A 13732-nucleotide genomic window follows, 5' to 3' on the forward strand; every position below is an offset into this window, starting at 1 on the left:
TTTGTTTTTAACCGGCAGCCCTAGCCCAACGCTTATCAACCGTTTAAGTAATAAATGTTGTGAACTTATTGAATTTATACTTAAAAGTTTTCTATTATCAATATTTTGATTAAAATTTTTAAGAGCAGTTAATCTGCTCATTTTTATTGTACAAATTTGAAAGTGTTATGCAATACTTATTTTTCCAGATTTTATTTTGAATCCTACTGGAATTTGAAAATTTGATTATCGCGTTCCTATTTTAATTTGAAAATATTCACTAATTTGTGGTAAAATTGACCTAATTAGTCATCATACATGGAGCCTTTTACAGTAATATACATTTCATCAAGCATTACCCCGCTTAATGTACCTAATGAGCTATATGCATGGCTGCTGCTTCCTAAATCAATATTGTCCATCCACACTCTTATGTAATACTCACCATCCGGCATATGTGCATGTGTAAAAGTGTTTATATTGTCCTTGTTTATAATAATGTCCACCTCTGTTGTTTCTGTTATTTTGTACATTTTTTGTCCCGGTTTTACATACTCTCTGTATTTGTAATTATCCCTGCTGCTTAAAGTATTTGACTCTTCATATCCTTCCATCACCATTTTCCAATATTCATGTGTATTTCCTCCGCTTATATGTTCATGGTAAATTTCTTCAACTTTTTTTGTATAACGTAACTCATCGCTATTTCTGTCTAACACCGTCACAAGTTCTATCCCGTTTATACCTATGTTATCCCGTGCCGTCAATCTGCCCGGACGTGTACTGAAAGTACTTCCCCTTTCAGGCAGCAGTTCTCCTTTTATATTTACAGCCTCCCTGTAGTCATTTATGTACATAAGGTCTGTTTCGTAGTTAAATGAATTTATAACGGCGTTTACAATATCTTTGTGTTCCTGTGTATCATAAGGCACAGGCTTGTATGTTACCGTCTCCACTTTAAAAGAATATTTTCCGGCAGGGTTAAAGTAGTATCCTGACTTTATAGGGTACTCAAATCTTTGAAGATCTATATCCGTTGGAAATACAGCTTTGTCATACAGGTCTTTTCTGTTTATACCTTGCCTTGCTGCTTCCCTTGCCTGCATATATTCAACTTCCATAGGACTTTTTATTGTAATTTGTATATCCCCACTGTTTTGCTGCTTAAAAGTTCTTTGATATCTTCCGTCAACAGATGTCCAGCCGTATTCTTTTCCATTGGAGTCTAAACGACACATCCATCTGATTACATTAAAATTATACGGCTCACTTTCCCAATACATTTTTTTGTTAAGAGAATCTACCCTGTTGTTTTCTATTTCATTTCTAAAGCTTTTTGACGGAATGTTTTTCATTCCATTGTATACATAAACATTAAACGTTAAATCTTTTGTTACTTCGTTAAACGGTGCAGTTCTAAGTACTTTATGAGGGCATAATTCACAATCTTCAAAACCGCACTCATAAACATCCCATCCTTGTATATAGCCTTCAGAGAAAAGCCGGCCATTTTTAACCATCGGGGTTGAAGGATTTATGTCAAGCCATTTTCGTCCTTCAGGGTCATCTCCAAAATCCCTTCTTTCAATAGTGAAATTTACAATAGGATTTCTTTCAACTCTGCTTCTTCTCACTTCATTGACAGGAGGATTATTTTGTTCAGAATATTTTCTAAACAATCCGTCCTTTGGATCTCTTATTATTCTAAACTCTCCCGTTATATTTCCGCTCCAGCTTCCTCTGGCAGACCCTAAATCAGCCACGGAAGGTCTTTTTGAAAGATTAAAACTAAAGTCTCTTGAGAGTACGTTGTAAGGAATGTCATATTCACCATATTCAAAAATACTCTCAACATACTTTATTTCTGCTTCAAATACATTGTTTCCTAAATATTTTTCTTCAGGGCTTGTACCGTCTTCGTTTATAACAAAACGCACCAAAACATCATCTTCAGGCATACTAAAACTTGCATACATCAATCTTTCATTTTCACCGGGAATGGTGATTTTGCCCTTTTCTTTGGTTGCATGTCCTAAATATTCTACAGGTATTTTAGAGCCATCACTTTTCTTTATAATTTCCCATTCATAATCTGCTGTCTCATCCTCAGTAAATGTGGACTTTACATTTATTCCGACTAAAACTTTTCTTCCTGCCCCGGCACCAACCGGAATAGATTCTGCTTGAACGGAAATATCTTTTTTTAGCATTTCAAACGGCATAAGGAGAAAGGTTTTGTATCTTAAATTTTGACCATTGTTGTGAAAATAAAATCCTATTCCCAGCCCCCATGAATGCATTGTAGGGGGCTGGATTATATGTACATAATCTTCAACAGAACCTCCGTCAGAAAAATATTGGGGCTCCGGACCGTCAACTATATTTGCGGCAAAGAAATCCCTCCGTCCGGTTAATTCAAATAATTGTTCCGGTGTAAAATCTATCATATTTATCCACTGTTGAATATAAGGATGTTTATGGTCCCACGGTTCTTTAACCCATCTTCCGTTGAGAGTTTTAACATTCTGTGTTGGGGGATAATCAGGTGGAAATACAGGATTTGCAAATAAATCTCCATTAAGAGTGTAACCTAAACATCTGTATTGAGAAACTCCTTCTTCATCGGGTCTTTTAATTACTTTAATTGCAGCTTCTTTAACAGCATCAATACTGGCTTTTTCCTCACTGCCATATACAAAAATAGGCATATCACTAAAAGCCGGAGTACCCTTTACAGCTAATACTTCATTTATTTTATCTCCCTTTATATTCGTTTCTCCATAATATCCGTAAAATCCCAGTACATTTTCTTCTAAAAATTTATTGGCAATATCCAGTGATTCTTTGGCTGTTTTTATATTAGTGCTGCTTGCTGATACTGTAATATTAATCACCTGTATTAGTAAAGATATAATCAGTATTTTAATTATATGCTTTTTCACCTTTTACACCTGCCGTTTCATCGTTATTAATTTTCCCACTCAACTACAACATCATTGTACTGACTTGTATTAGGTATATATCCAGGATGAAAAATATCTATCGATATAGACTCTGTTATTGATTTTCTTATCCAAATATATTGATTAGTTTTTTCTACATATATATATTTTTCAGGTAATTGATGCCATCTGCTTTTCTTTTGTTCAACATGTTTTCTTATTTCATTTGCTATATCTTTACCAAACTTATTTTCTAATGCAAATGTTAAGTCTTCAATTTGTTTTTCAAAATTTGGTCTCATAAAATTTATAGACATTCTCGTTTCTACTTTGTCACTTCCTTGGGGTTTTGCAATTATTATGTTTGTATCATTTGGCACTAAATAGCCATACTTTTCTATAATACTTCCATCCTTTGGGGTGTCATCCTTTATGTCGCCTTTTTCTCTTGTATCAATATAAACCGTCCTTACAGCCGGGTCCCAATCCACCCTTGCACCTAACCCCTCACTTACAAACCTCACCGGTACAAAGGTCCTGTCTTCCTTCAGCAACGCTTCTGTATCCATTAGATTCTTTTCACCGTTTATTGTATAGTCCTTTTTTCCAATTACTATCTTTATTTCTTTATCTCCCTGGGATATTGTAACCGTCTTTGTGCTTCCTTCCCAGCCTACTTCTGCCCCTAATGCTTCACTTACAAACCTCACCGGTACCTGTGTCCTGCCGTTGTCGTCTATAAACGGCTCTGCATCCGGGAAATTCACCCTATTGCCGTTTACCACCACACGAAGAGGCAATTGAGCAAAGGATGTTGTTGTAAAAGCCATTAACATAATAACTGATACTGTAATAAATAAAACTATTTTTTTCATTTTATTTCCTCCCATTTTTCATTTTTTACATGATATATAATATATATCTACAAAATTTTATTTTAACTTTATTTTTATAATCAAGCAAAACTATTTGCTTCCCTGCTACTGTAGATTTTCATTTTAAATTTGGTAAACTACCCTTATTTTATCACATTAAAATAGGTGAAAAAAATTCTTAACCCTACCGCGATAGCGTCATTTTATTGTAGGAAAAAGAAAAAGTAGATGACATCCCATTTTTCATTTGTGCAGCTATTTCAAATAACGGTCTCTTAGTAACGAAAGTGTTTTACATCATGTTGAGCTAATTATTTTCTTTTATAATTCCTCTAACTTATTGTCTATTATACCATATAACTCTTTCTTTGGTCTGTCCTGATTAAACTGGACATACAATTACGTCAGTTTACTGCCTCGCTCTCAAAATTTCTCTGTCTTTCGTTAGACCAATTGCTTGTTTTCGGAGTGCCCTTGACAACAAGCATCTCCTATATGATTAAAGCAGCCAGAGCGGAGCCACATTATATGTAGTAGGCCTCTGGGAACAGGTGGCTGCCGCCTTTTAATAGGATATCATACGGGTCCCTCTTATTGTAAAGGGAAGCTCCGCCACTCCTGCGATATCGGTACTAGGCCACTTTTTTCTCATTCTTATAGTAGTCGTTTATATATTCTCTTGGCAATTTATATCCAAGTGATGAATGCAAACGCCTTGAGTTATAAAAACCTTCTATATAGTTAATTATCACCTTCCTAGTCTCTTTTTTTGTCTTGAAGCGGATTCCATATATCACGTCCTTCTTCAAGGTTGAGTGTAGATTTTCATTTTAATTTAGGTAAATCTACCCTTATTTTATCACATTAAAATAGGTGAAAAAATTTTTAACCCTACCGCAATTTGAAAAAATATTTTCACTCGCTATATATGTCCTCTATGTGGATGCACCATATCATATATTCCTAACTTTTGTTTACCCGGATTTATTAATGCAGTAAATCATATTTTTGAATACATATATAATTTATTTTATCGTAAAGGTAGTATTAATTCAGTTATAAACCGACTAAATCTAAAAAACAACGTACAGTTTTCAAGGCAAATTCTATACTATTACAGAAAAAAATTCATTAAAAATCTCAATACAATACAAAATGGATTAAGACAAATAATACACAAAGTGAAATTACCGGATGAAACTCTTGGAAACACAGAAAAAGCAAGAAACGTTTTAGCAATAGTAGTAAGAGAATTCCCCAACATTCAACTATTCTCTCAAAAATACTATCAAGCTACCGCTAAAACATTTCTTGCAGCATGATTATAACATTAAAATAGGATTTTAAAAAGCGTCTTATGAAAAATTTTTAATGAAATCAACCGCAACACCATATTTTCCTTTACTTGAGCAAATAACTATGGTAACATCCGTGGTAAAGAACAGCCTGACCGGTCATGGCTTCCTAAAAATGCAACAGGAGGTCAGGAATATGTTAAGTGAAGAGGTAAGAAATGCCATTGCGTTAAAAAGATTTTCACTGATAAGTCCGATCCTAAATGGACAAGTGAATAATCGTAAGGACTATTATGTTCAAATTTCATCAAAACCCGTAGAAATGCCACACTATGGCATAAGAAAATATTCACCTAAAACAATAGAGTCCTGGTACTGTGATTACATGCGTGAAGGATTGGATGCATTAAAACCCGGATACCGGAAAGACAGGGGTAATTGTAGAAAAATAGATACAGAACTTGCTGAAAAAATCCTTGAGACGAAAAGAAAATATCCTAAAGCGCCTACTACAATCATCTATGATAAACTAATAAAAAAAGGCATATTAAAAGAAGGGCAAATATCACTTACCACACTATACAGGTTTTTAAAATTTTCAAATCATGAAAGCATTTATGAAACTGAAGAGAAAAAAGAAATTAAAAGATTTGCACATCAATATATAAATGAGTTGTGGTATGGGGATTTAATGTATGGACCTTACATACAGGAAGAGGCATACCTTCCCTGCTCTATACGGACAATGGGAAGATTTACCGTTCACAGCAGTTTGAATTTATGTGCGCGGACGTAGGATGCACTCTTATACATTCGAAACCCTTTGTTGCACATAGCCGGGGAAAAATAGAAAGGTTCTTTTTAACAGTTAGAAAAAGATTTTTATCCCAACTTAATATGAATAAAATTAAGAGTTTAGAAGAGCCGGTATTCATATACTATGAAGGCAAGAAAATCGGTGAAGCCTTGCAGGTTAATTTTCATGACAATGCCCATATGAAACGAAGGGGCAGACCTAAAAATTCTGAGTTAATAGTGGATTTACAAAATAACGAAGTATCTGTAACACATGCTGACATGCCTAAATCAAAACAAACAATTTCATTTAAAACAATTATGGAAGGAGAGAAATAATTATGTTCAGACAGTTTTTTGGACTAAAATACAATCCTTTTGGAAAAGAAATTGATATTTCTGATGTTTATGAAAGTGAAGATATTAAGGAATTAAATTCAAGATTTAAATATATTCAAAACATCCGGGGAATGTTTCTTTTAGTCGGTGAACCGGGAATGGGAAAATCCACCGCCTTAAGAAAATTTTCAGCCGGGTTAAATCCGGGACTTTACAAACCCTGCTATTTTTCTCTCTCAACAGTTACCGTTATGGATTTTTACCGAGGTCTTTTAATATCTTTAGGAGAAGTGCCTTCACATAAGAAGGTTACAATGTTTCATCAGATACAACAAGCAATAATGTCTTTGTACTATATACCCAGGCTGCAATTGAAGCTATTTATTCTGCATCAAAAGGCGTACCCCGCCTTGTTAACAGTCTTGCAACCTCAAGCCTTATGTATGCTTGTTCAATAAAGCAAAAGCATGTAGATGAAGAAATCGTATACCAAGGACAAAAAGACTTTGATATCTAAAATACTTTTATCTTTAACCGGCAGCCTTAGTACAACGGTTATAAACCGTTTAAGTAATAAATGTTGTAAACTTATTGAATTTATACTTAAAAGTTTTCTATTATCAATATTTTGATTAAAATTTTAAGAGCAGTTAATCTGCTCATTTTTATTGTACAAATTTGAAAGTGTTATGCAATACTTATTTTTCCAAATTTTATTTTGAATCCTACTGGAATTTGAAAATTTGATTATCGCGTTCCTATTTTAATTTGAAAATATTCACTAATTTGTGGTAAAATTGACCTAATTAGTCATCATACATAGAGCCTTTTACCGTAATATACATTTCATCAAGCATTACCCCGCTTAATGTACCTAATGAGCTATATGCATGGCTGCTGCTTCCTAAATCAATATTGTCCATCCACACTCTTATGTAATACTCACCATCCGGCATATGTGCATGTGTAAAAGTGTTTATATTGTCCTTGTTTATAATAATATCCACCTCTGTAGTTTCTGTTATTTTGTACATTTTTTGTCCTGGCTTTACATACTCTCTGTATTTGTAATTATCCCTGCTGCTTAAAGTGTTAGATTCTGCATATCCTTCCATCACCATTTTCCAATATTCATGTGTATTTCCTCCACTTATATGTTCATGGTAAATTTCTTCAACTTTTTTTGTATAACGTAACTCATCGCTATTTCTGTCTAACACCGTCACAAGTTCTATCCCGTTTATACCTATGTTATCCCGTGCCGTCAATCTGCCCGGACGTGTACTGAAAGTACTTCCCCTTTCAGGCAGCAGTTCTCCTTTTATATTTACAGCTTCCCTGTAGTCATTTATGTACATAAGGTCTGTTTCGTAGTTAAATGAATTTATAACGGCGTTTACAATATCTTTGTGTTCCTGTGTATCATAAGGCACAGGCTTGTATGTTACCGTCTCCACTTTAAAAGAATATTTTCCGGCAGGGTTAAAGTAGTATCCTGACTTTATAGGGTACTCAAATCTTTGTAGATCTATATCCGTTGGAAATACAGCTTTGTCATACAGGTCTTTTCTGTTTATACCTTGCCTTGCTGCTTCCCTTGCCTGCATATATTCAATTTCCATAGGACTATTTATTTTTATTTGTATATCTCCACTGTTTTGCTGCTTAAAAGTTCTTTGATATTTTCCGTCAATAGGTGTCCAGCCGTATTCTTTTCCGTTGGAGTCTAAACGGCACATCCATCTGATTACATTAAAATTATACGGCTCACTTTCCCAATACATTTTTTTGTTAAGAGAATCTACCCTGTTGTTTTCTATTTCATTTCTAAAGCTTTTTGACGGAATGTTTTTCATTCCATTATATACATAAACATTAAACGTTAAATCTTTTGTTACTTCGTTAAACGGTGCAGTTCTAAGTACTTTATGAGGGCATAATTCACAATCTTCAAAACCGCACTCATAAACATCCCATCCTTGTATATAACCTTCAGAGAAAAGCCGGCCATTTTTAACCACCGGGGTTGAAGAATTTATGTCAAGCCATTTCCTACCTTCAGGATCATCTCCAAAATCCCTTCTTTCAATGGTGAAATTTACAATAGGATTTCTTTCAACTCTGCTTCTTCTCACTTCATTGACAGGAGGATTATTTTGTTCAGAATACTTTCTAAACAACCCGTCTCTTGGATCTCTTATTATTTTAAACTCTCCCGTTATATTTCCGCTCCAGCTTCCTCTGGCAGACCCTAAATCAGCCACGGAAGGTCTTTTTGAAAGATTAAAACTAAAGTCTCTTGAGAGTACATTGTAAGGAATGTCATATTCATCATATTCAAAAATACTCTCAACATACTTTATTTCTGCTTCAAATACATTGTTTCCTAAATATTTTTCTTCAGGGCTTGTACCGTCTTCATTTATAACAAAACGCACTAAAACATCATCTTCAGGCATACTAAAACTTGCATACATCAATCTTTCATTTTCACCGGGAATGGTGATTTTGCCCTTTTCTTTGGTTGCATGTCCTAAATATTCTACAGGTATTTTAGAGCCATCACTTTTCTTTATAATTTCCCATTCATAATCTGCTGTCTCATCCTCGGTAAATGTAGACTTTACATTTATTCCAACTAAAACTTTTCTTCCTGCTCCGGCACCAACCGGAATGGATTCTGCTTGAACGGAAATATCTTTTTTTAACATTTCAAACGGCATAAGGAGAAAGGTTTTGTATCTTAAATTTTGACCATTGTTGTGAAAATAAAAACCTATTCCCAGCCCCCATGAATACATTGTAGGGGGCTGGATTATATGTACATAATCTTCAACAGAACCTCCGTCAGAAAAATATTGGGGCTCCGGACCGTCAACTATATTTGCGGCAAAGAAATCCCTCCGTCCGGTTGATTTATATAACATATCAGGCCTAAAATCTTTAGTTTTTATCCACTGCTGAATGTAGGGATGTTTGTGATTCCAAGGATCTCTAACCCACCTTCCATTAAGAGTTTCTACATTCTGACTTGGAGGATAATCTGGTGGAAATACAGGATTTGCAAACAAATCACCTTCAACCGTATATCCTAAACATCTGTATTGAGGAACTCCTTCTTCATCAGGTCTTTGAATTACTTTAATCGCAGCATTTTTAATAGCATCACTACTAGCACTAATTTCACTACCATACACAAAAATAGACATGTTATTAAAGGCCGGAGTACCTTTAACAGCTAATACTTGATTTATTTCGTGTCCTTTTACATTCTTCTCTCCATAATAGTTACAATAGCCAAGATTCTCTTCCAAGAAATCATTAGCTACTTTAAGAGATTCTTGAGCTGTTTTTATATTAGTGCTGCTTGCTGATACTGTAATATTAATCATCTGTATTAGTAAAGAAATAATCAGTATTTTAATTATATGCTTTTTCACCTTTTACACCTGCCGCTCTATAATATCAATTTCCCCACTCAACTACAATATCATCGTATTGGCTTGTATCAGGTACATATCCTGGAACCATAATATCTATTGGTATATCTCCAGCTTCTGATCTTGATATCCATATGTACTGATTTGTTTCTTTTACATAAATGTATTTTTCAGGCAAATAAGTCCATCTGCTTTTCTTTTGTCTAACATGTTTTTCTATTTCGTTTGCTATATCTTTACCAAATCTGCTTTCTATTACAAACACCAAATCTCCAATTTGCTGTTCAAAATTTGGCCTCAAAATATTTATAGATATACTTGTTTCTATTATGTCACTACTTGAATTTACAACTATTATATTTGTATCTTTTGGTACTAAAAATCCATTTACTTCTTCAAACCCTCCATCCTTTGGTATGTCATCCTTAGAGTCACCTTTTTCTCTCGTATCAATATAAACCGTCCTTACAGCCGGGTCCCAATCCACCCTTGCACCTAACCCCTCACTTACAAACCTCACCGGTACAAAGGTCCTGTCTTCCTTCAGCAACGCTTCTGTATCCATTAGATTCTTTTCACCGTTTATTGTATAGTCCTTTTTTCCAATTACTATCTTTATTTCTTTATCTCCCTGGGATATTGTAACCGTCTTTGTGCTTCCTTCCCAGCCTACTTCTGCCCCTAATGCTTCACTTACAAACCTCACCGGTACCTGTGTCCTGCCGTTGTCGTCTATAAACGGCTCTGCATCCGGGAAATTCACCCTATTGCCGTTTACCACCACACGAAGAGGCAATTGAGCAAAGGGTGTTGTTGTAAAAGCCATTAACATAATAACTGATACTGTAATAAATAAAACTATTTTTTTCATTTTATTTCCTCCCATTTTTCATTTTTTACATGATATATAATATATATCTACAAAATTTTATTTTAACTTTATTTTTATAATCAAGCAAAACTATTTGCTTCCCTGCTTAATTTTTTAGCCTTACCAGTGCCTTTTCTGCTTCAGACATAAATTTTAAAAATACCTCCGTGAGACTTATTTCAATTCCTTTTATTCCTAATATCACCCATATTCCAGCTCTGATTTCCTATGGTCATGTTGGCTAATCTCTCATTATTTTTAACTGCATTTTTTTTAATTCTATATTGACGCAGCCTATTTTCATAGTCTTCTTCGGAACCTTCTTTAAAGCCAGTTTCAGATTTTTTATCTCTTCTGCCTAATTTCATTGAGTCTTCAAAGTATAATTCCTTATACATAGCATATTTCTCTTCGCATATAGTACCATCGGGGGAGTCGTAAATTTCACCAAGGCTTTCTAATATTTCTCTAAGTGATAATCCATCTCTAGCTACACTCCATTCAATATTTAAATATATTAATGTATTTAATAGTCTTCCTTCTAGTCCTTGTTCTTGAAGTTCTTTGCTTAATTCATTCATTTTACTTCCCTCCACTTACTATAGCTAAATTCAAAAGAATCTTCCATAACAAAACCACCTCTAACTAAAACCCATTCAGCATTATGAGGTCCTGTTAATAGTTCAGCTTCATTATCCTCATTAATTAAATCTATTTTCCCTTCTTTTAAAAACAGATTAAAAGAAATACTATTCAACATAGCTATTGAAGTGGTTATTCCTGAGCATATGAAAGTGATAAAGTCCGGTGGAGGAAAAGTGGATAGAGAAAGGGTTGTATGGAATATATCTCAAATTAAAGAAGACGAAATGGGAAGCATATCCTTTAAAGTTAGGATCAACAGCCTTGAGGAAGCAGAGATCATAGAAACGGTAAGGGCTGCAGTAACACAAATTGAAGGTATAAAGAACGAGGGATATTCCAAATCGAATATTGAAGTGTTGCTGTACTCCGGTCGCTATGAGTCAGAAGAAGTACACAGCCGGTATATACAAGGTTATGCAGATGGAACCTTTAGACCTGATAACCCAATAACAAGAGCTGAAGCAGCAACAATATTTGCGAAGGCGCTGGGACTTGAGATAAGTAAAAATTCTCAGACAATTTATAGAGATGTACAGTCTGATAATTGGGCTGCAGGATATATAGAGGCTGTAACAAATGCAGGTTTGTTTACCGGGTATGGAAACGGGGAGTTCCGTCCGGGGGATTATATAACAAGGGCTGAAATGGCGGCTGTTATATTCAAATTCTTAGGATGTGAGGATGCAGAGCCGATACAGAAGCATTTTAACGACTTAGAGGAACACTGGGCGCAGAACTGTATTGAAAGCATATACAGGTTTGACATAGTAAAAGGGTATGGGGATGGAAGCTATCAGCCTAACAGAAACATAACCCGGGCAGAAGCAGTGGTGATGATTAACAAGATGTTGCTTAGAAGACCTATTGATGATATAGAGCAGAAAAAACAGACTTTCCCAGATGTTGCTAAAACCCACTGGGCATTTGCGTAGATTGAAGCTGCAGCAAAAGGAGCTGAATATAAGCATTAAAATCATTTTAAAAGATTGTGATGAAGTTAAATTTGAATGAGAAAGACTTGATACAGCGGAGGTGAGAAGATGATTAAAGTTACTACACAGCCGATTTATGATGAATTTTTTAAGATGTGTGCAGATGCCCAGCAAAATATAATGTTATGTGCGCCCTTTGTGAAGCAGGAAATTGTTGATAATATTTTTTCCGTAACAGCAGATAGGGGATTATCAATGCAATTAATCACAAATATAAATTTGCAAAGCTTTCATCGAAGGACATCAGATATTGGTGCAATAGAAGAATTTTTAAAAAACGGCCCAGTTTATAATTGTACAACACTACATGCAAAACTATATATTTTTGATAATAAAAAATGTATTATAACGTCCGCAAACTTAACCACATCAGGTCTTCAAAAAAATCTCGAATGCAGTGTGCAGACAGATGATATGGACTTGGTTGATTCATCGGTATCCGAATATAACTCAATAATCAAAGATGATAGGGTAGGCAAAATTTTATAGCAGAGCAATTAAAAGAGGCTTATCCCCGTAATCATAACCGGGAGGCTAAGGTGCGTCAGATATTGCAGCAATTACGTGATATTGGTTTAATTGAATTCACTTCTCCCGGAATTTATAAAAGACTGTGGGTGAAAGGAGATATCAATGAAGTTTAAAATTCAAGTTTATAAAAGTAAAAAAATACACAAATACTAGAGTACAGTAGGATTTTATGGTAAAATGATGTATGGAAAAATAAAATTCCATTAAAAAGATGAATATATTACAAACAGAAAGGTACGGTTATTATGGACAAGTTTATGAAAGAAGCTGTGGAAGAAGCTCTAAAAGGTGTAAGAGAAAATCATGGAGGGCCTTTTGGAGCTGTGATAGTAAGAAATGGGGAGATTATCTCAAAGGCTCACAATGAAGTTATAAAAAACAATGACCCTACAGACCATGCAGAAATGATAGCAATAAGAGAGGCTTCTAAAAAGCTTGGGAGATTTGACCTTTCAGACTCTGAGCTTTATACCTCTTGTGAACCTTGTCCCATGTGCTTTGCAGCTGTGCACTGGGCTAAAATAAAGAAAGTATACTTTGGCTGCACCAGGGAAGATGCCGCTGGCATTGGCTTTGATGACAACTATATATATGATGTAATAAAAGGTGTCGCAAAAGAAAAACAAGTTGCTTTAAAGCAAATGGGAAGGGATTTGGCCATTAAGGCTTTTAAGGAGTGGGAGGCTAAAGAAGATAAAGTTCAGTATTAGACTTATTGGACAAAACTCATAGACAAAATTCAAATTATAAAAATTTTGAAAAAACATATTGACATTAAGTTAAAGCGCTGGTAGAATGGATACTAACTATACAAAAAAAGCAGTTTAAAAGGCCATAAAGCTATGAAGGAAAAAAGATATATGCTATTACTTATAGAGAGCTGATGGCTGGTGGAAATCAGTGGGTAGCATATATGTATAACTCGTTCCGGAGCTTCATTGCTGAAATTGTAGTAGGCAATGACGTTGACCAGCGTTAAGGTTAAGGAGCATTACATATGCTCTGTAGAGGGCATACCGCATTTTATA

12 protein-coding genes, 1 pseudogene and 1 other annotated feature (1 of these 14 only partly in view) are annotated in these 13732 nt (G+C 34.7%); of the genes and pseudogenes, 6 read left to right on the forward strand and 7 right to left on the reverse strand.

The genetic code is table 11. The features are described 5' to 3' along the window. Nucleotides 1–284: 284 nt before the first annotated feature. The 3 genes from HVS_RS01075 to HVS_RS01085 all read right to left on the reverse strand — a co-directional run bounded on the left by HVS_RS01075 (nt 285) and on the right by HVS_RS01085 (nt 4605). Complete coding sequence (locus tag HVS_RS01075; RefSeq protein WP_101298618.1) at nt 285–2921, reverse strand: Athe_2463 domain-containing protein; 2637 nt, start codon at nt 2919–2921, stop codon at nt 285–287. Between the two features lie 26 nt (nt 2922–2947). Next, nucleotides 2948–3796 carry a copper amine oxidase N-terminal domain-containing protein gene (locus tag HVS_RS01080; protein ID WP_159063336.1) on the reverse strand — a complete coding sequence of 283 codons (849 nt, stop codon included), beginning with the start codon at nt 3794–3796 and terminating at the stop codon, nt 2948–2950. 632 nt (nt 3797–4428) lie between these two features. Next, on the reverse strand, nt 4429–4605 hold the full coding sequence (locus HVS_RS01085; protein ID WP_101298620.1) for an IS3 family transposase: 177 nt from the start codon (nt 4603–4605) through the stop codon (nt 4429–4431). 682 nt (nt 4606–5287) lie between these two features. On the opposite strand from HVS_RS01085, the pseudogene HVS_RS17810 reads away from it, so the two are divergent. After that, a pseudogene (locus HVS_RS17810) lies at nt 5288–6225 on the forward strand (transposase family protein). A 2-nt stretch (nt 6226–6227) separates the two neighbouring features. Then, nucleotides 6228–6683, forward strand: coding sequence for an ATP-binding protein (locus HVS_RS01095; protein ID WP_242971630.1), 456 nt, complete (start codon nt 6228–6230; stop codon nt 6681–6683). 348 nt (nt 6684–7031) lie between these two features. Here the strand turns inward: HVS_RS01095 and HVS_RS01100 are convergent, their stop codons facing one another. The 4 genes from HVS_RS01100 to HVS_RS01115 all read right to left on the reverse strand — a co-directional run bounded on the left by HVS_RS01100 (nt 7032) and on the right by HVS_RS01115 (nt 11296). Beyond that, the gene (locus HVS_RS01100) at nt 7032–9665 is read right to left on the reverse strand and encodes an Athe_2463 domain-containing protein (protein ID WP_101298621.1); all 2634 of its coding nucleotides are present in this window, start codon (nt 9663–9665) and stop codon (nt 7032–7034) included. 25 nt (nt 9666–9690) lie between these two features. Further along, nucleotides 9691–10536: a copper amine oxidase N-terminal domain-containing protein gene (locus HVS_RS01105; RefSeq protein ID WP_159063337.1), complete on the reverse strand. Its 846-nt coding sequence runs from the start codon at nt 10534–10536 to the stop codon at nt 9691–9693. A gap of 179 nt (nt 10537–10715) precedes the next feature. Next, nucleotides 10716–11117: a hypothetical protein gene (locus tag HVS_RS01110; protein ID WP_101298623.1), complete on the reverse strand. Its 402-nt coding sequence runs from the start codon at nt 11115–11117 to the stop codon at nt 10716–10718. Continuing rightward, nucleotides 11114–11296, reverse strand: coding sequence for a hypothetical protein (locus HVS_RS01115; protein ID WP_101298624.1), 183 nt, complete (start codon nt 11294–11296; stop codon nt 11114–11116). Before HVS_RS01115 ends, HVS_RS01110 begins: the two co-directional genes overlap by 4 nt. 28 nt (nt 11297–11324) lie before the next feature. Here HVS_RS01115 and HVS_RS01120 point away from each other — a divergent pair, with 28 nt between their 5' ends. From HVS_RS01120 to HVS_RS01135, 4 genes are all read left to right on the forward strand, one after another. Continuing rightward, nucleotides 11325–12113, forward strand: a complete 789-nt coding sequence (locus HVS_RS01120; protein WP_101298625.1) for an S-layer homology domain-containing protein — start codon at nt 11325–11327, stop codon at nt 12111–12113. A gap of 108 nt (nt 12114–12221) precedes the next feature. Beyond that, on the forward strand, nt 12222–12662 hold the full coding sequence (locus HVS_RS01125; protein WP_101298626.1) for a phospholipase D-like domain-containing protein: 441 nt from the start codon (nt 12222–12224) through the stop codon (nt 12660–12662). Between the two features lie 50 nt (nt 12663–12712). Beyond that, the gene (locus tag HVS_RS01130) at nt 12713–12817 is read left to right on the forward strand and encodes a hypothetical protein (RefSeq protein WP_242971631.1); all 105 of its coding nucleotides are present in this window, start codon (nt 12713–12715) and stop codon (nt 12815–12817) included. Nucleotides 12818–12949: 132 nt separating this feature from the next. Further along, nucleotides 12950–13414, forward strand: coding sequence for a nucleoside deaminase (locus HVS_RS01135; RefSeq protein ID WP_101298628.1), 465 nt, complete (start codon nt 12950–12952; stop codon nt 13412–13414). Nucleotides 13415–13537: 123 nt separating this feature from the next. Next, nucleotides 13538–13732, forward strand: a binding site (T-box leader) (it continues 53 nt past the right edge of the window).

Source organism: Acetivibrio saccincola (genome assembly GCF_002844395.1).
GTDB classification, from domain to species: domain Bacteria; phylum Bacillota; class Clostridia; order Acetivibrionales; family Acetivibrionaceae; genus Herbivorax; species Herbivorax saccincola.